Origin of the sequence: Mesorhizobium sp. C395A, assembly GCF_030323205.1 — a bacterium.
Taxonomy (GTDB): domain Bacteria; phylum Pseudomonadota; class Alphaproteobacteria; order Rhizobiales; family Rhizobiaceae; genus Mesorhizobium.
This window is the reverse complement of sequence record NZ_CP100473.1, coordinates 1528723-1549537: the sequence shown is the minus strand read 5'-3', so window position 1 is coordinate 1549537 and position 20815 is coordinate 1528723. Positions and strand designations below refer to the sequence as shown.

The following is a 20815-nucleotide window of genomic DNA, read 5'->3' as shown; positions in this document are numbered from 1 at the left end:
TGCCCTCGCCATGATTTACTACCGCGCGCTCAGCGTCCGGCGCACCGCATCGCGCCAGCCCGCCAGTTTTGCCGAGCGCACCGTGGCATCTATGTCCGGCTTGAAGCGGCGCTCGAGCGCCCAGCTCTTGGCAAAATCCTTCGCCTTCGGCCACGCGCCTACCTTCGAGCCGGCAAGCCACGCCGCGCCCAGCGCCGTGGTCTCCAGAATGGTCGGGCGATCGACCGGCGCATCGAGGATATCGGCCAGCCGCTGCATGGTCCAGTCGGAGGCCACCATGCCGCCGTCGACGCGAAGCACGGTTTTGGCCGACGCCCCCTTCCAGTCCTTGCGCATTGCGTCGAGGAGATCGCGCGTCTGGTAGGCGACGGATTCCAGCGCCGCGCGGGCAAACTCCGCCGGGCCAGAGTTGCGGGTCAGCCCGAAGATCGCGCCACGCGCCTCGGCGTCCCAATGCGGCGCGCCGAGACCGACGAAAGCCGGCACCAGATAGACGTTCTGCGTGGGGTCGGCGGTTGCCGCCAAAACGCCGCTATGCTCGGCCTTGCCGATCACCTTGATGCCGTCGCGCAGCCATTGCACGGCGGCACCCGCGATGAAGATCGAGCCTTCCAAGGCATAGGTAGTCTTGCCGTTCAGCCGATAGGCGATGGTGGTCAACAGCCGGTTCTTCGAGCGCACCAGATCGGCGCCGGTGTTGAGCAGCGCAAAGCAGCCGGTGCCATAGGTCGATTTCATCATGCCTGGCTCGAAACAGGCCTGGCCGATGGTCGCTGCGTGCTGATCGCCGGCCACGCCAAGGATTTTGATTTCGGCGCCAAACAGGCTTTTTTCCGTCACGCCGTAGTCGTCGGCGCAATCCTTGACCTCAGGCAGCATCGCCACCGGGATGCGCAGGATGGAGAGCAGCTCGTCGTCCCAGACATTTTTCTCGATGTTATAGACCAGCGTGCGCGAGGCGTTGGTGGCATCCGTCGCATGCACCTTGCCGCCGGTCAGCCGCCAGATCAAAAAACTGTCGATAGTGCCGGCGAGCAGTTCGCCCTTTTCGGCGCGCTTTCTCGCACCGTTTACCTTGTCCAGCATCCAGGCGATCTTGGTGCCGGAGAAATAGGGATCGAGCAGCAGGCCGGTCTTTTTGGTGAACTTTTTCTCCAGGCCGTGTTTTTTCAGCTTCTGGCACAGCGGCGCGGTGCGGCGGTCCTGCCAGACGATGGCATTGTGGATCGGCTTGCCGGTCGCCTTGTCCCAGATGACGACGGTTTCGCGCTGGTTGGTGATGCCGATCGCCGCCACATCCGAGGCCTCGCGGCCGGCGGCCTTCAGCGCGCCTTTGACCGTCGCGACGACGCTTGCCCAGATCTCTTCCGGATCATGCTCGACCCAGCCGGAGGCAGGATAATGCTGCGTGAATTCCTGCTGCTTGCTGCCGGCGACCTTCATCGCGCCGTCGAACAGGATCGCCCTGGTCGATGTCGTACCCTGGTCGATTGCAAGGATGTATCCGGTCATTAGTCCTCCCGGTAGCTCGCCTATACAAACAGGGGAGACGGCAAGATGCCGCCTCCCCGTTCACTATGATCCTGGCGCGTACGCCAAGATTACTTCTGCCAGCTCTTCACCAGTTCGTCGTAGTTGATGGTGATCGGCTTTTCCTTCTCGTTCTCGATCTTCAGCTGAGGCGCGAGATTGCCGTTCTTGACCGCGTCGGCGTTCCAGTAGGCGAGGTCATGCTCTTCGGCCATCTTCGGGCCGATATCGCCCTGGACGCCCGACTTCTCGATGCGGGTCATGACTTTTTCCTGCTCGGCGCAGAGCGAGTCCATGGCTTCCTGCGCCGTCTTGGCGCCGGACGAGGCATCGCCGATCGCCTGCCACCAGAGCTGTGCCAGCTTCGGATAATCGGGCACGTTGGTGCCGGTCGGCGACCACTGAACGCGGGCCGGCGAGCGGTAGAACTCGATCAGACCACCGAGCTTCGGCGCACGTTCGGTGAAGCTCTTGTCGTGGATCGTGCTTTCGCGGATGAAGGTCAAGCCGACATGGCTCTTCTTCACGTCGACCGTCTTCGAGGTCACGAACTGCGCGTAGAGCCAGGCGGCCTTGGCCCGGTCGGTCGGCGTCGACTTCATCAGCGTCCAGGAACCCACGTCCTGATAGCCGAGCTTCATGCCGTCCTTCCAGTAGACGCCATGCGGCGACGGGGCCATGCGCCACTTCGGCGTTCCGTCGTCGTTCAGCACCGCCTTGGCGCCGGCGTCGACCATCGAAGCGGTGAAGGCGGTGTACCAGAATATCTGCTGCGCGACCGCACCCTGTGCCGGCACCGGGCCGGATTCGGAGAAGGTCATGCCTTGGGCTTCGGCCGGAGCGTAGGCCTTCAGCCAGTCGAGGTATTTCTGGATCGAGTAGACGGCAGCCGGGCCGTTGGTGTCGCCGCCGCGCGCCGTGCAGGAGCCGACCGGCTGTGATTTCTCGTTGACCTTGATGCCCCATTCGTCGACCGGCAGGCCGTTCGGCAGGCCCTTGTCGCCGTTGCCGGCCATCGACAGCCAGGCATCGGTGAACCGCCAGCCGAGCGACGGGTCCTTCTTGCCGTAGTCCATGTGGCCATAGACCTTCTTGCCGTCGATCTCGCGGCCGGTGAAGAACTCGGCGATGTCCTCATAGGCCGACCAGTTGACGGGAACGCCGAGGTCGTAGCCGTATTTCGCCTTGAAGTCGGCCTTGTTCTTCTCGTCGTTGAACCAGTCGTAACGGAACCAGTAGAGGTTGGCGAACTGCTGGTCGGGCAGCTGATAGAGCTTCTTGTCCGGCGCGGTGGTGAAGGAGGTGCCGATAAAATCCTTCAGGTCGAGGTTCGGATTGGTAACGTCCTTGCCCTCGCCCGCCATCCAGTCGGTCAGGTTGCGGACCTGCTGGTAGCGCCAGTGGGTGCCGATCAGGTCGGAATCGTTGACCCAGCCGTCATAAAGGTTCTGGCCGGTCTGCATCTGGGTCTGGATCTTCTCGACGACGTCGCCTTCCTGGATGACGTCATGCGTGATCTTGATGCCAGTGATGGCGGTAAAGGCCGGCGCCAGCACCTGCGATTCATACTGGTGGGTGGCGATGGTTTCGGACACGACCTTGATGTCCATGCCGGCGAAAGGCTTCGCGGCATCGATGAACCACTGCATTTCTGCTTCCTGGCCGGCGCGGTCGAGCGTCGACAGCGGGCCGATTTCCTTGTCCAGAAACGCCTTGGCCTCATCCATTCCGGCGTAGGCGTTGCCTACCCCGAGCAACAGGACAAGGGCAGTTGTTGATGTTAAAAATTGCCGTCGCATAGGTTTCCTCCACATTTAGGTTTCAAGTGCGATCTGGAACGGCCGCCGGCACGCGGTCGATCCAACAGTTTCCCCCTCTATACGTAGCGGAACACGCCGACGGCGTAGACCACGGAGAGAGCGAGAGCCCACCACAGGTTGGATCCGACAAGACCCAGCCAAGCGAGATGGATAAAGGCGCTGCCAAGCAGCGACAGAAAAAGACGGTCGCCGCGCGTCGTCTCGAAGCGCAGGACGCCGACGCGCGGATTGCCGCCCGGCGAGGCAAATTCCCAAAACGCCATGCCGCACAGCAGCAGAAGAATGGTGCCGAAGAACGCCGCCGTCGGCCACGTCCACGCCATCCAGGTGAGGTCGAGATTCATGGTGACACCCTCCCCAGGGCAAAGCCATTGGCGGTGGTGGTGAGGATGAACCCGTGCTTTTGTTTCATCACACCCTCCCCAGGGCGAAGCCCTTGGCGATGTAGTTGCGGACAAACCAGATGACGAGCGCGCCGGGGATCAGCGTCAGCACGCCGGCGGCGGCGAGCAGGCCCCAATCCATGCCGGCGGCCGAAACGGTGCGGGTCATGGTGGCGGCGATGGGCTTGGCGTCAGTGGTGGTCAGCGTGCGGGCGATCAAAAGTTCGACCCATGAGAACATGAAGCAGAAGAAGCAGGCGACACCGATGCCACTGGCGATCAGCGGCATGAATATCCTGACGAAGAAGCGCGGGAAGGAGTAGCCGTCGATATAGGCTGTTTCGTCGATCTCTTTGGGCACGCCCGACATGAAGCCTTCGAGGATCCACACCGCCAGCGGCACGTTGAACAGGCAGTGCGCCAGCGCCACAGCGATGTGGGTGTCGATCAGGCCGAAGGCCGAATAGAGCTGGAAGAACGGCAGCGCGAACACTGCCGGCGGTGCCATGCGGTTGGTCAACAGCCAGAAGAACAGATGCTTGTCGCCGAGGAAGCGGTAGCGCGAAAAGGCGTAGGCCGCCGGCAGCGCCGCAGCCACGGAAATCACCATGTTCATGACAACATAGGTGATCGAGTTGATGTAGCCCGAATACCAGGACGCATCGGTGAAGATAGTAAGGTAGTTGGCGATCGTAGGCTGATGCGGATAGAGCGTCAGCGAGGAGACGATCTCGGCATTGGTCTTGAAGCTCATATTGATGAGCCAGTAGATCGGCAGCAGAAGCACGATGATGTAGATCGTCGGCACGATCCACCACCAGCGCGATTCCTCGCCGCGCTTGCGCATCAGCCGGGCGACCTGATCCTGCGAAAGCGTGCTCGCCAATTTTCCCGAAGCTGTGGTTTCGCTCACTCTGTCGGCTCTTTCGTTGGCGCCGGCCATCTCAGCGCTCCGCGTCGTAGTTGGTCATCACGGTGTAGAACACCCATGACAACAACAGGATGATCAGGAAGTAGACCAGCGACATGGCGGCCGCCGGACCGAGGTCGAACTGGCCGAGCGCGGTCTTGACGAGGTCGATCGACAGGAAGGTCGTCGAGTTGCCGGGGCCGCCGCCGGTGACGACGAAGGGCTCGGTGTAGATCATGAAGCTATCCATGAAGCGCAACAGCACGGCGATCAAAAGCACACGCTGCATTTTCGGCAGCTGGATGTAGCGGAACACCGCCCAGCGCGAGGCGCCGTCGATCTTGGCCGCCTGGTAGAATGCATCCGGGATCGAAACCAGGCCGGCATAGCAGAGCAGCACGACAAGGCTGGTCCAGTGCCAGACGTCCATGATGATGATGGTGACCCAGGCGTCGAACGGATCCTGAACGTAATTGTAGTCGATGCCGAGCGCGTTGACGTAGTAGCCGAGCAGGCCGATGTCGTTGCGGCCGAAGACCTGCCAGATGGTGCCGACGACGTTCCACGGGATGAGCAGCGGCAACGACATAAGCACCAGGCAGACCGGCACGCCCCAGCCCTTCTTCGGCATGTTGAGCGCGATGAATATGCCGAGCGGCACTTCGATGGCCAGAATGACGAAGGAGAAGATCAGGTTGCGCACCATCGCTTCCCAGAAGCGGCTGGACGACAGCAGTTCCTCGAACCACTGGGTGCCTGCCCAGAAGAAGACGTTGTTGCCGAAGGTGTCCTGCACCGAATAGTTGACGACCGTCATCAGCGGAATGACGGCCGAGAACGCCACCAGCACCAGCACCGGCAGCACCAGGAACCAGGCCTTGTTGTTCCAGGTCTTTTCCATCTATGCCCCCATCTCGACACGCCCCATCTCAACCAGCCAGGAATCGGCATAGATGTTGATGCCGGCCGGATCGAAGCGAACCTTTGGGTCGGCCGGCACGCTCTCGTCCTCGCCAATGACGGCGGCGATCTCGCGGCCTTCGAGGCTGGCGCGCACCACCTTGTGGCGGCCGAGATCCTCGACCTTGCTGATTTTAACCGCCATGCCGTCACGGCCGAGCCTGACATATTCGGGGCGGATGCCGAGTTCGATGGCGCCGGAGCTCCCAGCGGCGGTCTTTGGCGCGCCGGGCAGCTCGATGCGCTGGCTGCCAATGGTCGCGGTCTTGCCGTCGATCGCCACCGGCATGACGTTCATGCCGGGCGAGCCGATGAAGTAACCGACGAATGTGTGGCGCGGGCGCTCGAACAATTCGGCCGGCGTGCCGATCTGGACGATACCGCCATCATACATGACGACGACCTGGTCGGCGAAGGTCAGCGCCTCGGTCTGGTCATGGGTGACATAGACCATGGTGTAGCCGAAGCGGCGGTGCAGTTGCTTCAACTGCGATCGCAGCACCCACTTCATGTGCGGATCGATAACCGTCAGCGGTTCGTCGAACAGGATAGCATTGACATCCGAGCGCACCAAGCCGCGGCCGAGCGAGATCTTCTGCTTCTGGTCGGCGGTCAGGCCCCTCGCCTTCTTCTTCGCCCACGACGCCAGGTCGATCATCTCTAGCGTCTCGCGCACCTTGCGGTCGACATCGGCCTCCGGCACGCCGCGGTTGCGCAGCGGGAAGGCAAGATTGTCGTAAACGGTCATGGTGTCGTAGATGACCGGGAACTGGAACACCTGCGCGATGTTGCGCTCCTGCGTCGACAGATTGGTGACGTCCTTGCCGTTGAACAGCAACTCACCGTGCGAGGGGTGCAAAAGTCCCGAAATGATGTTGAGCAGCGTGGTCTTGCCGCAACCCGAAGGCCCAAGCAGCGCGTAGGCGCCGCCATCCTCGAATGTGTGGTGCACTTCCCGCAGCGCAAAATCGGCATCCTTCTGCGGATTGGGCAGGTAGGAGTGCCTGACATGGTTGACGTCGATGCGCGCCATCTCTTCCCCCTCAGGCCGCAAGCTTCGGCGCGGCGACGGCGCTGCCGTTGCTGTCGAAGACCATGATGTGGCGCGGATCGATAAACACCTCGATCTCGGCGTCGGGCTCGAAATCGCGGATGCCGTGGGTCAGCATGACCCAGCGCGCATCGGCGAAATCGAGATGGATGAAGCTTTCCGAGCCGGTGATCTCGGTGATCGTCACCTTGGCGCGCACCGGCACGGCGGCAGCGTTGGGCCGCTCGAGCGACAGATGATGCGGCTGGAAGCCGATCGTGTAGTTGGCGTCGGCAATGCCGGCGAGTTCGGCAGGTACCGGCAGCTTGACGCCGCCCTCGAGAAGGAAATCCGGACCTTTCTTGGCCAGCACGATGGTGTTGAGCGGCGGATCGGCAAAGGTTTTCGCCGTCACCAGGTCGATCGGCTTGCGGAAGACGTCGATGGTCGGCCCGAATTGGGTGATCCGGCCCTCGGACAGCGTCGCCGTATTGCCGCCGAGCAGCAAGGCTTCATGTGGCTCGGTCGTGGCGTAGACGAAAATGGTGCCGGCGGCGGCAAATATCTTGGGCAGCTCGGCGCGCAGCTCCTCGCGCAATTTGTAGTCGAGATTGGCGAGCGGCTCGTCGAGCAGCACCAGACTGGCGTTCTTGACGATGGCGCGGGCCAGCGCCGTACGCTGCTGCTGGCCGCCGGACAGGCTGAGCGGCGTGCGGTCGAGATAGGGTGTGAGCTTCAAAAGCCCCGCCGCGTTGCGGACTTCCTTGTCGATCTTGGCCTGGTCGGTGCCGGCGACGCGCAACGGCGAGGCGATGTTCTCGTAGACGGTCATCGCGGGGTAGTTGATGAACTGCTGATAGACCATGGCGATCTTGCGCTGCTGCACCGGCATGCCGGTGACATTCTGGCCGTCGAACCAGACCGAACCGGTGGTCGGCACGTCGAGTCCGGCCATCAGCCGCATCAGGCTGGTCTTGCCCGACAGTGTCGGCCCGAGCAAAACGTTGAGCGAGCCGTGCTGAAGCGTCAGCGACACGTCGCGGATATGCTCCACCGCGCCGACCATCTTCGTCACGTTTCTCAGTTCCAGCATGATGCCTCCTCCCAGGCTTTGTGCATCAATCGCCTTCCCTATTCCGCTGCCGCGACATGGCGCCGGCTTATGCCGCGCATGAATTCGTCAAGCGCCGAGGCCTGTTCGCGGCTGAGATGCAGACCGCGCTTGGTGCGACGCCACAATACATCTTCGGCGGTCAGCGCCCATTCGTTTTCGCAGAGGTAGCGTACCTCGGCCTCATAGAGATCGGCGCCGAAATTGCGGCCGAGATCGGCGTTCGACTTGGCGAGGCCGAGCAACACTTGCGCGCGCGTGCCGTAAAGCCTGGTCAACCGACGCGCCAGGCGCTGGTCGAGGAAAGGATAGGCGCTCTTCAGCTTCGCCACCTGGGCGTCGAAACCGGTGGCCGGGAAATCGCCGCCTGGCAAGGGCGCGTTCGCCGTCCACGGCTTGCCGCGCTTGCCGAGAAAACCTTCGACCTTTTCCAGCATCGATTCCGACAACCGGCGGTAGGTGGTGATCTTGCCGCCGAAAGCGTTGACGATCGGCGCCTTGCCCCCGCCGCCATCGGCTTTCAGCACATAGTCGCGGGTCGCTTCCTGCGCCTTCGAAGCACCGTCGTCATAGAGCGGGCGCACGGCAGAATAGGTCCAGACGATATCGGGACGCGTCACGGCTTCAGCAAAATATTCGCTCGCCGCCGCGCAGAGATAGTCGATCTCGGTGTCGCTGATCTTCACGTCATGCGGATCGCCGGGATAGTCGCGATCGGTGGTGCCGATCAGCGTAAATTCTTCCTCGTAAGGGATGGCGAAGATGATGCGCCCGTCCTTGTTCTGGAAGAAGTAGGCGCGCGGATCATCGAACTTCTTTTTGATGACGATATGACTGCCCTGCACCAGGCGCACATTGTGCACGTCGTTCTGGCCCACAGTGGTCGACAGGACGTGGTCGACCCACGGACCGGCGGCATTGACCAGCAGCCGGGCCTTGACCTCCTCTGCCTCTCCCGTCTGCACGTCTTCCACGCGGATCGCCCACAGATCGCCTTCGCGCCGCGCCCCGACGACTTTCGTGCGGGTGCGGATGGTGGCGCCGCGGTCGGCGGCGTCACGCGCGTTCAACACCACCAGCCGGGCATCGTTGACCCAGCCGTCCGAGTACTCGAAGGCCTTGTGAAATAGCGGCTTCAGCGGCTTGCCGGCCGGATCCTTTGACATGTCCAGTGTCCGGGTCGCCGGCAGCAATTTGCGGCCACCAATATGATCGTAGAGGAACAGGCCGAGCCGGATCAGCCAGGCCGGGCGCAGGCCCTTGGCATAGGGCAGCACGAAGCGCATCGGCCAGATGATGTGCGGCGCGTTCTTCCACAGAACCTCGCGCTCCATCAGTGCCTCGCGCACCAGCCGGAACTCGTAGAATTCCAGGTAGCGCAGGCCGCCGTGGATCAGCTTGGTCGAGCCGGAGGAGGTTCCGCTGGCAAGATCGTTCATCTCGGCGAGAAATACCGAAAAGCCCCGCCCAACGGCGTCGCGGGCGATGCCGCAGCCATTGATGCCGCCACCGATGACGAAGATGTCACGGACTGCGTCCACAAAGCCCTCCCGCGATTTCGCATTGCAGCATTTTTAGGTTTTTACGAAACCGTAGCGGGATTATTTCGAAATAAGAACGAATGTCAAACGAAATATCACGGGGCTGTGATGGCGCCGCTATCCGAGCGACGTTTCAATCAATTGTACCTCGGCCTCTTCGCAGATCCGGCGTACCGATGGGATGTCGCAACGGTCGGTGATGAAGGTGTTGACCTGCGAGAGATGGCCGATGCGAACCGGCGCGGTGCGTTCAAACTTGGTCTGGTCGGAGACCAGGATGACATGCCTGGCATTGGCGATGATGGCTTGCGCCACTTTCACTTCGCGAAAGTCGAAATCGAGCAGCGCGCCGTCATGGTCGATGGCCGAGGCGCCGATCACCGCATAGTCGACCTTGAACTGCCTGATAAAATCGACCGCGGCCTCGCCGACAACGCCGCCGTCGGAGCCGCGCACGACGCCGCCGGCGATTACCACCTCGATCGAAGGATAGATACGCATCCTGTTGGCAACATTGATATTATTGGTGATGACCATCAGCCCGGTATGGTCGAGCAGCGCCTTGCTGACCGACTCGGTCGTGGTACCGATGTTGATGAACAGGGAGGCGTTGTCGGGTATCAGCCTGGCCGCTGCGCGGCCGATCGCCTCCTTCTCGTCGGCGGCAATCTTGCGGCGCGCCTCATACTCCATGTTCTCGATGCCGGACGGGAACAGGGCCCCGCCATGGATGCGCGTCAGCAGCCGCTGGTCGCAGAGATCGTTGAGGTCCTTGCGGATGGTCTGTGGCGTCACGTTGAAATGCGTGGCGAGGTCATCGACCAGCACACGGCCATGGTCCTTCGCCATCTGGATGATTTCGGCATGGCGCGGCGACAAATACACTGAGAACCTCCCATTTTCGTTTTTCTTGTTTGTAGCTGAAAACGAAAGCGATGAAAAGGGAGACGCCGGCTAATGAAATGTCGATGATTGCAAAGGCGAAATCGATGCAGGCGGGTAACGCTGGCGGGCAACGTTGCGGGTGCAACAGCGGCGACTTTGCCGGGCGAGCATGAAGCTGCGTCCGAACCCGACCGCGGTTTGGGGTCTGATTAGCCTGTTACCCTGTCAGTCCCTCAGCGATCTTGCACACTCGCAGATGACAGTGAAGGCGGTATCGACATCGGCCCCGGTTGTCTCGAACTGGCCTGCCTGAAAGCGGATGGCGACCCGCCCATCGACACGCGTCTGCGTCAGGTAGATACGGCCGTCATTGTTGATGGCGTCGACCAGACGCAAATTGTGCTCGTCGGAGTCAACGCCGGATGCGGCGCGATGCCGGAACGAGAACAGCGACAGCATCGGCTGGCTGGCGAGCTCGAAATCCTCCTCCTCGGCCAGGCGCCCGGCTATGCCTTCGCTCCATGCGACGTGATTGCGGATCATGGTGCGCAGCGCCTCGAGGCCATGGGCGCGCAGCAGGAACCACAGCTTCAGCGCCCGGAAGCGACGCCCGAGAGGCACCGACCACTCGGAGTAGTTGATGATGCCGTCATGGCCGCGTGTTTTCAGATAATCCGGCTTGATCGCCAGCGTGCGCACGAGATCCTCCGGCTGGCGGACGAACTGGATCGAGCAGTCGAATTGCGCGCCCAGCCATTTGTGCGGGTTGAAGACGATCGAGTCCGCGCCCTCGACACCGGTCCAGAAAGGCCGGTATTCCGGGCAGATCATCGCCGATCCGGCCCAGGCGGCGTCGATATGCAGATAGAGCCCCTGGCGTTTGGCCACCGCGGCCACTTCAGCGATGTCGTCGGTGCCGCCGGTACTGGTGCCGCCGACGCACGCGATGATGCCGGCCGGCAATAGGCCGGCCGCGCGGTCGGCAACAATCGCCGCTTCCAAAGCCGCGGTATCCATGGCGCGGTAGGTGCCGGCGACGGGAATGCGGACGAGGTTGTCCTCGCCAATGCCGGCGACCCAGATGGCGCGGTCGATCGAGGTGTGCACCTGGTCGGAGGAATAGACGCGCAGCCTGCCCTGCCCGGAAAGGCCCTTCTTGTTGCCCTGCCAGTCGAGCGTGCGCTCGCGCATGGTCAGCACGGCGGCCAGCGTCGCCGACGACGCCGAATCCTGGATGACGCCGGAAAAGCCCTCGGGCAGGCCGAGCGCCTGGCGCATCCAGTCGACGATGCGCGTCTCAAGCTCTGTCGCCGCCGGCGAGGTCTGCCACAGCATGCACTGCGCGGCCATCGCAGAGACCAGATATTCGGCCACCACCGAGACGGGCGCTGCATTGGCCGGGAAATAAGCAAAGAAACGCGGATGCTGCCAATGCGTCATGCCGGGCACGATCTTGGCTTCGAAATCGGCGAAGATCGTCTCCATCGATTCCGCGGCCTCCGGCGGAGAAGCTTCGATGCTCCTGAAGATCTCGCCCGGCGCTATGGCAGGTCGCACGGGCCGATCGCGAAGGCCGGCGCGGTAATCAGCGCCCCAGTCGGCGGCGCGCCTCGACCAGTCGCGGAATTGCTCGTTGTCCATGGATCCTCCCGACGTGCCGATCAGCCCAGCCGTTTGAATTTTTGATTAACATGTTAAATAGAGACAGGCAACCGCGACGAAGGTTGCCGCGCTACCCCGGAAAATCAGGCAGGCTGGCAAAGGCCGTCTTCAACGCGTTCGACCAGCCTTCAGAAATAGCACGATAATATCGATCGTCCTGGCCGATGCGTTTTTTCAAACCCACCGTGAACGTATCCTCCCCCAGGAACAGCAGGTCGAGAGGCAGGCCGACGGACAGGTTCGATTTCAGCGTCGAATCGAACGACACCAGCAAGAGCTTGACCGTTTCAGCCAGGCTCATCGTCCTTTCATAGGCACGGATGATGATCGGCTTGCCGTATTTGGTCTCGCCGATCTGGAAGAACGGCGTGTCGTCGGTGGATTCGATGAAATTGCCCTCGGGATAGATCATGAACAGCCGTGGCGGGCTGCCCTTGATCTGGCCGCCGAGGATGAAGGAGGCGTTGAAATAGGAATCCGCCTTTTCGCCGGCAGGCGACGAGCTGGCGATGACTTCCTTGACGGTGTCGCCGACCAGCCGCACCGTCTGGTACATGGATGGGGTTTCGAGCAGCGTCGCGTGGCGTTCGGCCACCGCCTTGGTGCGCTCGTCGAGCAGGCTGACCACGGCCTGCGTCGTCGCCAGATTGCCGGCCGACATCAGTACGATGACGCGCTCGCCTGGCTCTTCCCAGACATGCATCTTCTTGAAAGTGGAGATCGAATCCATCCCTGCATTGGTGCGCGTGTCCGACATGAACACGAGCCCACGATCGATCTTGAGGCCGACGCAATAAGTCATGGAATCTCTTCAGGCAGCAATCTTGCCGGAGACTACTGCTCTACCGTGACGGTGACTGCAAGCTGTTCCTCCGCCTGTCCCAGTCGAATTCCCGATACCGGCGAGGCGTCGCGATAATCACGGCCGGTGGCTACCCTGACATAGCGTTCATCGGGGGAAATGCCGTTGGCGGCGTCGAAGGCGACCCAGCCGAGACCCTGAACATGAGCTTCGGCCCAGGCATGGCTCGCCGCCTGCTCGATGGCCGCATCCATCATCAGATAGCCACTGACATAGCGGGCCGGAAAACCCATGACGCGGGCTGCGGTGACAAAGATGTGGCTGTGATCCTGGCAAACGCCGGTCTTCAGCGCCAATGCCTCTTCCGCCGGGGTCGTCACACTGGTGGTGCCCGGCGTGTAGGCGACGCGCTCGACGATCAGCGCCATCAGCCGATGCAGCCTTTCGATGTCGGTACCTTTGCCGACCGCCGCGGCAAGCTCGCTTATGCCCTCGCCGGGGATGGTCAAAGCTGTCTCCTGGCTGAACAGCCACAGCGGCGCAAAGCCGTGATGCGGGCCGGACACGCCTGCTGTGTCGCGCGTGACAACCTCGCCGGAGGCCTCGACGGTGATGAAGTCGCGCTCGCCCTCGACGCTCAACAGCCTGTTATCGTTGCCAAAATGGTCGTTAAAGCGGACTTCCTCTCGCGCGCCCTCGATCTTCAGCGCCCAGGACAGCACGGTCTGCGTCGGTCCGCTGACCGGTAACAGGCGTAGCCGCTGCAACAGATAGTGCACCGGCGCGTCGTAGCGGTATTCGGTACGGTGGGTGATCTTGAGCCGCATGCCTATTTTCCGTTTGTAAGCATGATCTTATCCGAAAACCGGGTCCCACTTGTCGCTAGCGCGGCCCTCCGGTTCGCGATCATGCTCAATTGAACCGGTAATCTTGTGCGATCTCTTCGCCAAGCTTGGTGTTGTCTTGAATGAACCTGGCCAGGAATTCGTGCAGGCCGGCGTCGAATATGTCCTTGATCGACCCTGCCTGCAGCATCGCCTGTGTCCTGTCGACGGTGGCGTGGCAGGCATGACGGTCGCCATAGTCGTCGCCCAGGAACTTCAGATGCTCGGCGAGAAAACGATAACAGAAGGTCAGCGAACGCGGCATGCGCACATTGAGGATCAGATAGTCGGCAATATTGGTCGGTTTGTAGTCGGCCTCATAGACCCAGCGATAGGAACGGTGCGCCGACACCGAGCGCAGGATCGATTCCCATTGGTAGTTGTCGAGGCTCGAGCCGACCCAGGAGATCGACGGCAGCAGCACGTAGTATTTCACGTCGAGGATGCGTGCCGTGTTGTCGGCCCGCTCGACATAGGTGCCGAGTTGTGAGAAGTCGAAGATCTCGTTGCGCAGCATCGTGCCGTAGAACGAGCCGCGGATCAGCGCCGTCTCGCGTTTGATGGCGTCGAGCACACTCGGCAGGTCGCGCTCGTCGATCGGCTTTGCCAGCATGCGCTTCAGGGCCATCCAGGCTTCGTTGATGCTCTCCCAGGTCTCGCGCGTCAGCGCGGTGCGCACCATGCGGGCATTGTTGCGAGCGGTCTCGATCGCCGACATCGTGCTCGACGGGTTCGAGGTGTCGCGCAGCAGGAAGTCGGCGACATTGGCGGCGGTGTAGTCCTTGTATTTCTGCGTGAAGGTGACGTCGGAGCCGGCGCTGAGCAGCACCGAATTCCACTCTTCCGACGCGCTCTGGGTGCGGGTCAGCGCCATGCGAAGGCCGGCATCGACCAGACGCGCCATGTTTTCCGCCCGCTCGATATAACGGTTCATCCAGTAGAGCCCGTTGGCGGTGCGGCCGAGAAGCATGGCAAGACCCTTCGGACTAGTGAGTAGGGAATAGTGAGTAGGGATTAGTAAGCATTTGATTCTCTGTGGAATATGGCATTTCTTGTCCCTCTACTGCCTACTGCCTACTGCCTACTGCCTACTGCCTACTGCCTACTGTCTACCTAATCGTCCAACACCCACGTATCCTTCGTCCCGCCGCCTTGCGAGGAATTCACGACCAACGACCCCTCCTTCAGCGCCACCCGCGTCAAGCCGCCGGGAACGATCTGGATTCGGTCGGAGACCAGAACATAGGGCCTGAGATCGACATGGCGCGGCGACAGGCCTTTTTCGGTCAGGATCGGGCAAGTCGACAGCGCCAGCGTCGGCTGGGCGATGTAGTTGGAGGGCTTCGCCTGCAGCTTCTTGGCGAAATCCTGGCATTCCTTCTTGGTCGCAGCCGGGCCGACCAGCATGCCGTAGCCGCCGGAGCCGTGCACTTCCTTGATGACCAGCTCATGGATGTGTTCGAGCACGTATTTCAGGCTGTCGGGCTCCGAGCAGCGCCAGGTCGGGATGTTGCCGAGGATGGCTTTGCGGCCGGTGTAGAACTCGACGATGTCGGGCATGTAGGAATAAATCGCCTTGTCGTCGGCGATGCCGGTTCCCGGCGCGTTGGCGATGGTGATGTTGCCGGCGCGGTAGACGTCCATGATGCCGGGCACGCCAAGGGCCGAGTCCGGCCGGAAGGTCAGCGGATCGAGGAAGGAATCGTCGACGCGCCGGTAAAGCACGTCGATCTGCTTGTAGCCTTCGGTCGTGCGCATAGCGACGTGGCCGTCTACAACGCGCAGATCCTGGCCTTCGACCAGTTGCACGCCCATCTGGTCGGCGAGGAAGGCATGTTCGAAATAGGCGGAGTTGAAGCTGCCCGGTGTCAGCACGGCAATGGTCGGTGCACCCTTGGTGCTTTGCGGCCGCACTGCCGCCAGCGACTGGCGCAGCAATTGCGGATAATTCTCCACCGGCCGCACCTTGATCTGCTGGAACAGCTCGGGAAAGAGCTGCATCATCGTCTCGCGGTTCTCCAGCATGTAGGAGACGCCCGACGGCGTGCGCGCATTGTCCTCCAGCACGTAGAACTCGTTCTCGGAGATGCGGACGATATCGACGCCGATAATGTGGGTGTAGACGCCGGCCGGTGGCCGCACTCCGATCATTTCCGGCAGGAACGCCTCGTTCCTGGCGATCAGCTCCCTCGGCACGCGGCCGGCGCGCAGGATTTCCTGGCGGTGGTAAATGTCGTCGAGGAAAGCGTTCAGCGCCTGCACGCGCTGCTCGATGCCTTGCGTCAGCCTTCGCCATTCATTGCCGGAGATGATGCGCGGCACGATGTCGAAGGGGATCAGCCGCTCGGAGGCTTCCTGCTCGCCATAGACGGCGAAGGTAATGCCGGTCTTGCGGAAGACGCGCTCGGCGTCCTGCATCTTTTCGGTAAGCCTGGCCGGGTCCTGCTCCTTCAGCCAGCGGTCGTAGGCCGTATACGGTTGTCTAAGCCCGGAAACTTCCGGAAGCATTTCATCGAACGCTGCCAATCGCATACTCCCCTGTGACGCCATTTCACTGGCGTCGCGGGAGAAAATCAAGCGCAATCGGTGATTTGGAGGATATCGGCGATCAGTATGTTCCGACTGCCCAAAATTCGGGCAGTCGGAACAGGACCTTAATCAGGCTCTGCCTTGTCGCCGGGCAAGTGCCTGATGCGGCTCTAGCAGTTCACCGGGCAAGTGCCTGATGCGGCCATAGCAGTTCACCCTTTCATGGAAACGGCGACCTGCCATGGCTTTTTGCTTTGCCGCAATTCCGGACGGAAAACCGCTTCACACTTTTCCTGGAATTGCTTTAGAATGCGCGGAAAGTGACGACCGTGAAGGTGTCCTTGATTCCGGGAATAATCTGCACTTTCTCGTTGACGAAGTGGCCGATATCTTCCTCGTCGTCGACGTAGAATTTGGCAAGCAAGTCGTAATTGCCGGCGGTCGAGTAGATCTCCGAGGCGATTTCGGCATCGGCGAGCGCGCTGGCGACCTCATAGGACTTGCCCAGATCGCACTTTATCTGCATGAAAAACGTCTTCATTGCCGGTCCCGATCAAGCTTCAGCACTCAAGCGGCCCTTGTGGCAGACTGCCGCCCGGCTTTCAAGCATCAGGCGGAGCGGGCCTTGGCGACGGCTTGTCTCAGTTCGGACACGGGCATGCCGCGCCGGTACAGGTTGCCGCCGATGACCAGGGCTGGCGTGCCGCGCAGCTTGAAAGCCGTCGCCTGGGCTTCGGTGCGGACAAGGGCAGCGTCGATGTCGGGTTCACGGATGGCGAGGTCGGCACGCACCATCGCCACATCGACACCGACGGAAGAAAGGATGTCGTTGGTGCGGCGTTCCGAAAGGCCGCGCTGGTTGGTCATCAGCGCATCGACCGCCGCGCCATAGTGTTCGCCGCTCAGCAGCGTCACCCGCGCCGCGTCGCGCGACACGTCGCCGAAGATCGGCCAGTCCTTCATCACAAGCCGGACGCCGTTGTCCTCTTCCATCAACTTCTTCAGTTCGACGAAGACGAGCTTGCAGATCGGGCATTGATAGTCGACGAATTCGGCGATGGTGACGTCGCCATCGGGGTTGCCGAGCGCTGGAATGGCGGGATCGAAGGCGACTTCCGTGACAGTCGGCCCGGTGCTTGCCCAGGCGGGCAAGGGAGCCAAAACTGCGAGGCTTGCCGCGCCCTTCAGCAAAAGGCGCCGGTCGATCGGCTGCTTGAACATGGTCGTCCCCTGGTTGCGCGAACGGGTCCCCACCCGTCCCTACGATGCGCGCCTCGCGTTAAAGGAGGCTTAAGCATGATCTTGTGGCACTTGCGTGGCAAATATTGCGGTTGCTGAAACCGTGAGGCTCCGCCAAGCGTATGGTATGATGCGTCCTGGGACAGGTTTTGTTGAGGACAATGGAGACAGGCCATGCGCCGCATCGCATTCGCAGTCGTTTCATTGCTGTTCGCGTTGTTCGTCTCGGCAGCCCTTGCCGGTGATGCGGAAGTCAAGGCCGGCCAGGCCGTCATCGATGGTCAGTTGAAGGCACTCATCGCCAATGATGGCGCCAAGGCGTACAGTTTCGCCGCTCCGAATGTGAAGCGCATCTTTCCGACCGTCGACACCTTCATGAACATGGTGACCAACGGCTATCCGCCGGTGCGCCAGCCGCAGAGCTATTCCTTCGGCAAGGTCGAGCAGATGGGGCCAACTTCGCTAATCCAGCAAGTGCTGATCGTCGGACCCGACGGCAAGGACTATGAGGCGGTCTACACGCTGGAACAGCAGCCCGACGGCAGCTTTCAGATCACCGGCTGCAGCTTGCGCGCAGCGAATTCGCTCAGTACCTGAGGCCCGGCTACAGCACCGGAATATCACCCCTCGCCCATGCCTCGGAAATCTCAGCCGTGCGCGCCTCAAAGGCCCGGGCCTCGATCGCGGCGCGAATGTCCTGCATCAGCTTCTGATAGTAGGACAGGTTGTTCCAGGTCAGAAGCATCGCCCCCAGCGCCTCTTGCGAGCGCACGAGATGGTGCAGATAGGCGCGTGAGTAGTCGCGCGCGGCCGGGCAGTCGCTCTCCTCATCCAGCGGCCGCGGATCGTCCGCGTGGCGGGCATTCCTGAGATTGACCTTGCCGCGCCTGGTATAGGCCAGGCCATGGCGGCCGGCGCGGGTCGGCATCACGCAGTCGAACATGTCGATGCCGCGCGCCACCGATTTCACGATGTCGTCCGGCGTGCCGACGCCCATGAGATATCGAGGCTTGTCGTCAGGCAATTCCGGACAGGTGATCTCCAGCATATCCAGCATCACCGCTTGCGGTTCGCCGACGGCCAGGCCGCCGACCGCATAGCCCTTCAGCTCCATCGCGCTCAGCGCCTGCGCCGAACGCACCCTGAGAGCTGCGTTGTCGCCACCCTGGACGATGCCGAACATCGCCTTGCCGGGCTGATCGCCGAACGCTGTCTTGCAGCGCTCGGCCCAGCGCAGCGACAGCTCCATCGCGCGCTCGATCTGCTTGAGGTCGGCCGGCAGCGCTGTGCATTCGTCGAGCTGCATCTGGATGTCGGAATCGAGCAGGCCCTGGATCTCGATCGAGCGCTCCGGCGACATCTCGTAGGCAGCGCCGTCAATGTGCGAGCGAAAGGTGACGCCCTTCTCGGTCAATTTTCTGAGCTTCGACAGCGACATGACCTGAAAACCGCCACTGTCGGTCAGGATCGGCTGCGGCCAGCGGGCGAATTCATGCAGCCCACCAAGCCGCGCCACGCGCTCGGCGCCGGGGCGCAGCATCAGATGATAGGTATTGCCCAGGATGATGTCGGCGCCGACGCCGCGCACCTGGTCCATATACATGGCCTTGACCGTGCCGCCGGTGCCGACCGGCATGAAGGCCGGCGTGCGGATTTCGCCGCGCGGCATGGTGATGGAACCGCGCCGCGCCTTGCCGTCGGTGGCGAGGATCTTGAAGGTGAATGTCTCAGCCATTGAATTCCTTGTCATGGACAGGCGCGCCTGGCGCCTGCCTGTCGAGCGACTGGCGGTATTGGATGCAGCCGCGCATGAATTTCGGCCATGGCGGCACGGCAATCGATGGATCGGTCTTTTCCGGCAGCAGGTCCCAAAGGTTGGGATGATGCCAGCATAAATCATGGCCGGTAGAATCTCGGTGCTGGCGAATGCCGGCACGCAATTTCTTCACTTCGGCGATCAGGCTTTCGCGATCAAAGGCCTGCAGGTCATCGTCCATCGCTCATCTCCGCTCGATAAAGCAGGCTTGCATCTCCGTAGGAATAGAACCTGTAATCGTTCCCGATGGCATGAGCATAGGCCGCACGCATCGTATCTAGGCCGCTGAAGGCCGAAACCAGCATGAACAGCGTCGAACGCGGCAGATGGAAATTGGTCATCAGCAGGTCGGCGGTCTTGAACCGATAGCCCGGCGTGATGAAGATGTCGGTCGGGCCGGACCAGGCGGTCAGCGAGCCATCAGGCCGTGCCGCGCTCTCCAGCAGGCGCAGCGAGGTCGTGCCGACAGCGATGATGCGCCCGCCCCGCGCCTTGGCGCCATTCAGAGCGTCGGCTGTTGCTTCGCTGACCGAGCCGGTCTCGGCATGCATCTTGTGGTCAGCGGTGTCGTCCGCCTTGACCGGCAGGAAGGTGCCGGCGCCGACATGCAAGGTGACGAAGCGGCGTTCGATGCGTTTTGCATCCAGCGCGGCAAACAGCTCCGGCGTAAAATGCAGGCCTGCGGTGGGGGCAGCGACTGCGCCCTCCTCCTTGGCATAGATGGTCTGGTAATCCGTCAGGTCGCGTGCGTCGTCGTCGCGCTTGGAGGCGATATAGGGGGGCAGCGGGATGTGGCCGACGGCGCGCAGCGCTTCGTCGAGAAATGGGCCGGAGAGGTCGAAGCCGAGCAACGCCTCGCCGGCGTCGCCCTTCTCGATCACCGTGGCGTCGAGTTGGCCGAGAAAACAGGAATTGCCGTCATGGCCGAAATGGATGCGGTCGCCGGCGGCGATGCGCTTGCCCGGCCGCATGAAGGCCAGCCAGCGGTCCGGCGCCATGCGCATATGCAGCGTGGCGTCGACCTGCGCCTGCGCTTCGCCGCGCCGCCTGATGCCTCTCAACTGGGCAGGAATGACCTTGGTGTCGTTGAAGACCAGCACGTCGCCGGCATTGAGCAAGGACGGCAGGTCGCCAACCGTGCGGTCCGAAAGCGCCTCGCCCGGCCTGACCACCAGCATTCTAGCACTGTCGCGCGGCTCGGCCGGGCGAAGCGCGATACGCTCCTCCGGCAAGTCGAAGTCGAAGAGGTCGACGCGCATCAGTAGAGCCGAACGAGCAGCGCTCCGGCCAAGAGCAGCACCGCGCCGGCGATGCGGCCGAGCGAAATCTCGCGCACCGCCACGCCGAGGAAGCCGACGCGGTCGATCAGCATGCCGGCCAGCAACTGGCCGGCAACCAGGAACGCCATCAGCGCGGCTGCACCAATGCGCGGCGTAAGAATGGTCGAGAGCGTGACATAGAAACCGCCGAGCATGCCGCCGGCGATGAACAGCCAGGGCGCCGGCGCCTTCCAGTCGAGCGAGATGTCCTGCAGCCGCACAACGGCGACGGAGATGATGCCGAGCACAACCGCACCCGACAGGAACGAAAACGCAGCAGCCGCGACCGGGAGCCCCAGGCCGCGCGCCAGCTGCGAGTTGATCGGCGCCTGGACGGCGATGAAGGCGCCTGACAGGATGCCGAGCAGCGACCAGACCACGCCCATCATCTTCG

Annotated in this window: 21 protein-coding genes; 1 reads left to right on the top strand and 20 read right to left on the bottom strand. The window is 62.1% G+C overall.

Annotation, left to right across the window (positions count from 1 at the left end):
• Nucleotides 1-18: 18 nt before the first annotated feature.
• From glpK to NLY37_RS07610, 16 genes are all read right to left on the bottom strand, one after another.
• Nucleotides 19-1512: a glycerol kinase GlpK gene (gene glpK, locus NLY37_RS07685; RefSeq protein WP_023742484.1), complete on the bottom strand. Its 1494-nt coding sequence runs from the start codon at nt 1510-1512 to the stop codon at nt 19-21.
• An 89-nt stretch (nt 1513-1601) separates the two neighbouring features.
• Nucleotides 1602-3329, bottom strand: coding sequence for an ABC transporter substrate-binding protein (locus tag NLY37_RS07680; RefSeq protein ID WP_023670978.1), 1728 nt, complete (start codon nt 3327-3329; stop codon nt 1602-1604).
• 77 nt (nt 3330-3406) lie between these two features.
• Complete coding sequence (locus NLY37_RS07675) at nt 3407-3694, bottom strand: DUF2160 domain-containing protein (protein WP_023693410.1); 288 nt, start codon at nt 3692-3694, stop codon at nt 3407-3409.
• 67 nt (nt 3695-3761) lie between these two features.
• A complete protein-coding gene (locus NLY37_RS07670; RefSeq protein WP_023742485.1) occupies nt 3762-4676 on the bottom strand; it encodes a carbohydrate ABC transporter permease in 915 nt (304 codons plus the stop codon).
• A 1-nt stretch (nt 4677) separates the two neighbouring features.
• Nucleotides 4678-5544, bottom strand: coding sequence for a carbohydrate ABC transporter permease (locus NLY37_RS07665; protein ID WP_023742486.1), 867 nt, complete (start codon nt 5542-5544; stop codon nt 4678-4680).
• Nucleotides 5545-6636, bottom strand: a complete 1092-nt coding sequence (locus tag NLY37_RS07660; protein ID WP_023730147.1) for an ABC transporter ATP-binding protein — start codon at nt 6634-6636, stop codon at nt 5545-5547.
• A gap of 10 nt (nt 6637-6646) precedes the next feature.
• A complete protein-coding gene (locus NLY37_RS07655) occupies nt 6647-7726 on the bottom strand; it encodes an ABC transporter ATP-binding protein (protein WP_023684650.1) in 1080 nt (359 codons plus the stop codon).
• A gap of 38 nt (nt 7727-7764) precedes the next feature.
• Nucleotides 7765-9285, bottom strand: a complete 1521-nt coding sequence (gene glpD / locus NLY37_RS07650; RefSeq protein WP_023688615.1) for a glycerol-3-phosphate dehydrogenase — start codon at nt 9283-9285, stop codon at nt 7765-7767.
• A gap of 117 nt (nt 9286-9402) precedes the next feature.
• The gene (locus NLY37_RS07645; RefSeq protein WP_023742487.1) at nt 9403-10170 is read right to left on the bottom strand and encodes a DeoR/GlpR family DNA-binding transcription regulator; all 768 of its coding nucleotides are present in this window, start codon (nt 10168-10170) and stop codon (nt 9403-9405) included.
• Nucleotides 10171-10395: 225 nt separating this feature from the next.
• Nucleotides 10396-11811 (bottom strand): pyridoxal phosphate-dependent decarboxylase family protein, encoded by a 1416-nt coding sequence (locus tag NLY37_RS07640; protein ID WP_023742488.1) that lies wholly within the window; start codon nt 11809-11811, stop codon nt 10396-10398.
• 91 nt (nt 11812-11902) lie between these two features.
• The gene (locus NLY37_RS07635) at nt 11903-12634 is read right to left on the bottom strand and encodes a proteasome-type protease (RefSeq protein ID WP_023742489.1); all 732 of its coding nucleotides are present in this window, start codon (nt 12632-12634) and stop codon (nt 11903-11905) included.
• A gap of 32 nt (nt 12635-12666) precedes the next feature.
• Nucleotides 12667-13461: a transglutaminase family protein gene (locus NLY37_RS07630; protein WP_023670966.1), complete on the bottom strand. Its 795-nt coding sequence runs from the start codon at nt 13459-13461 to the stop codon at nt 12667-12669.
• Nucleotides 13462-13546: 85 nt separating this feature from the next.
• Nucleotides 13547-14488, bottom strand: a complete 942-nt coding sequence (locus tag NLY37_RS07625) for an alpha-E domain-containing protein (RefSeq protein WP_023693403.1) — start codon at nt 14486-14488, stop codon at nt 13547-13549.
• 143 nt (nt 14489-14631) lie between these two features.
• On the bottom strand, nt 14632-16044 hold the full coding sequence (locus NLY37_RS07620) for a circularly permuted type 2 ATP-grasp protein (RefSeq protein ID WP_023670964.1): 1413 nt from the start codon (nt 16042-16044) through the stop codon (nt 14632-14634).
• Nucleotides 16045-16351: 307 nt separating this feature from the next.
• Nucleotides 16352-16588, bottom strand: coding sequence for an Lrp/AsnC ligand binding domain-containing protein (locus NLY37_RS07615; protein WP_023742490.1), 237 nt, complete (start codon nt 16586-16588; stop codon nt 16352-16354).
• Nucleotides 16589-16656: 68 nt separating this feature from the next.
• A complete protein-coding gene (locus tag NLY37_RS07610) occupies nt 16657-17268 on the bottom strand; it encodes a DsbA family protein (RefSeq protein ID WP_023693402.1) in 612 nt (203 codons plus the stop codon).
• A 192-nt stretch (nt 17269-17460) separates the two neighbouring features.
• On the opposite strand from NLY37_RS07610, the gene NLY37_RS07605 reads away from it, so the two are divergent.
• On the top strand, nt 17461-17883 hold the full coding sequence (locus NLY37_RS07605; protein WP_023670961.1) for a DUF4864 domain-containing protein: 423 nt from the start codon (nt 17461-17463) through the stop codon (nt 17881-17883).
• Nucleotides 17884-17890: 7 nt separating this feature from the next.
• Here the strand turns inward: NLY37_RS07605 and tgt are convergent, their stop codons facing one another.
• From tgt to NLY37_RS07585, 4 genes are read right to left on the bottom strand one after another with little or no spacing between them, the layout of a single operon-like run.
• Nucleotides 17891-19021: a tRNA guanosine(34) transglycosylase Tgt gene (gene tgt / locus NLY37_RS07600; RefSeq protein ID WP_023726678.1), complete on the bottom strand. Its 1131-nt coding sequence runs from the start codon at nt 19019-19021 to the stop codon at nt 17891-17893.
• Complete coding sequence (locus tag NLY37_RS07595; RefSeq protein ID WP_023684641.1) at nt 19014-19283, bottom strand: hypothetical protein; 270 nt, start codon at nt 19281-19283, stop codon at nt 19014-19016. The genes tgt and NLY37_RS07595 overlap by 8 nt, the downstream gene beginning before the upstream one ends.
• Entirely contained in the window at nt 19273-20361 is a 1089-nt protein-coding gene (gene queA, locus NLY37_RS07590) for a tRNA preQ1(34) S-adenosylmethionine ribosyltransferase-isomerase QueA (protein ID WP_023742491.1), read from the bottom strand. Before queA ends, NLY37_RS07595 begins: the two co-directional genes overlap by 11 nt.
• Nucleotides 20361-20810 carry a DMT family transporter gene (locus tag NLY37_RS07585; protein ID WP_023670957.1) on the bottom strand — a complete coding sequence of 150 codons (450 nt, stop codon included), beginning with the start codon at nt 20808-20810 and terminating at the stop codon, nt 20361-20363. Before NLY37_RS07585 ends, queA begins: the two co-directional genes overlap by 1 nt.
• Between the last annotated feature and the right edge of the window lie 5 nt (nt 20811-20815).

Coding starts and splice junctions, on each gene's coding strand:
- glpK (WP_023742484.1), bottom strand. CDS start 1,512: ATGACCGGATACATCCTTGCAATCGACCAGGGTACGACATCGACCAGG.
- NLY37_RS07680 (WP_023670978.1), bottom strand. CDS start 3,329: ATGCGACGGCAATTTTTAACATCAACAACTGCCCTTGTCCTGTTGCTC.
- NLY37_RS07675 (WP_023693410.1), bottom strand. CDS start 3,694: ATGAATCTCGACCTCACCTGGATGGCGTGGACGTGGCCGACGGCGGCG.
- NLY37_RS07670 (WP_023742485.1), bottom strand. CDS start 4,676: ATGGCCGGCGCCAACGAAAGAGCCGACAGAGTGAGCGAAACCACAGCT.
- NLY37_RS07665 (WP_023742486.1), bottom strand. CDS start 5,544: ATGGAAAAGACCTGGAACAACAAGGCCTGGTTCCTGGTGCTGCCGGTG.
- NLY37_RS07660 (WP_023730147.1), bottom strand. CDS start 6,636: ATGGCGCGCATCGACGTCAACCATGTCAGGCACTCCTACCTGCCCAAT.
- NLY37_RS07655 (WP_023684650.1), bottom strand. CDS start 7,726: ATGCTGGAACTGAGAAACGTGACGAAGATGGTCGGCGCGGTGGAGCAT.
- NLY37_RS07640 (WP_023742488.1), bottom strand. CDS start 11,811: ATGGACAACGAGCAATTCCGCGACTGGTCGAGGCGCGCCGCCGACTGG.
- NLY37_RS07635 (WP_023742489.1), bottom strand. CDS start 12,634: ATGACTTATTGCGTCGGCCTCAAGATCGATCGTGGGCTCGTGTTCATG.
- NLY37_RS07630 (WP_023670966.1), bottom strand. CDS start 13,461: ATGCGGCTCAAGATCACCCACCGTACCGAATACCGCTACGACGCGCCG.
- NLY37_RS07625 (WP_023693403.1), bottom strand. CDS start 14,488: ATGCTTCTCGGCCGCACCGCCAACGGGCTCTACTGGATGAACCGTTAT.
- NLY37_RS07615 (WP_023742490.1), bottom strand. CDS start 16,588: ATGAAGACGTTTTTCATGCAGATAAAGTGCGATCTGGGCAAGTCCTAT.
- NLY37_RS07610 (WP_023693402.1), bottom strand. CDS start 17,268: ATGTTCAAGCAGCCGATCGACCGGCGCCTTTTGCTGAAGGGCGCGGCA.
- NLY37_RS07605 (WP_023670961.1), top strand. CDS start 17,461: ATGCGCCGCATCGCATTCGCAGTCGTTTCATTGCTGTTCGCGTTGTTC.
- tgt (WP_023726678.1), bottom strand. CDS start 19,021: ATGGCTGAGACATTCACCTTCAAGATCCTCGCCACCGACGGCAAGGCG.
- NLY37_RS07595 (WP_023684641.1), bottom strand. CDS start 19,283: ATGGACGATGACCTGCAGGCCTTTGATCGCGAAAGCCTGATCGCCGAA.
- queA (WP_023742491.1), bottom strand. CDS start 20,361: ATGCGCGTCGACCTCTTCGACTTCGACTTGCCGGAGGAGCGTATCGCG.
- NLY37_RS07585 (WP_023670957.1), bottom strand. CDS start 20,810: ATGATGGGCGTGGTCTGGTCGCTGCTCGGCATCCTGTCAGGCGCCTTC.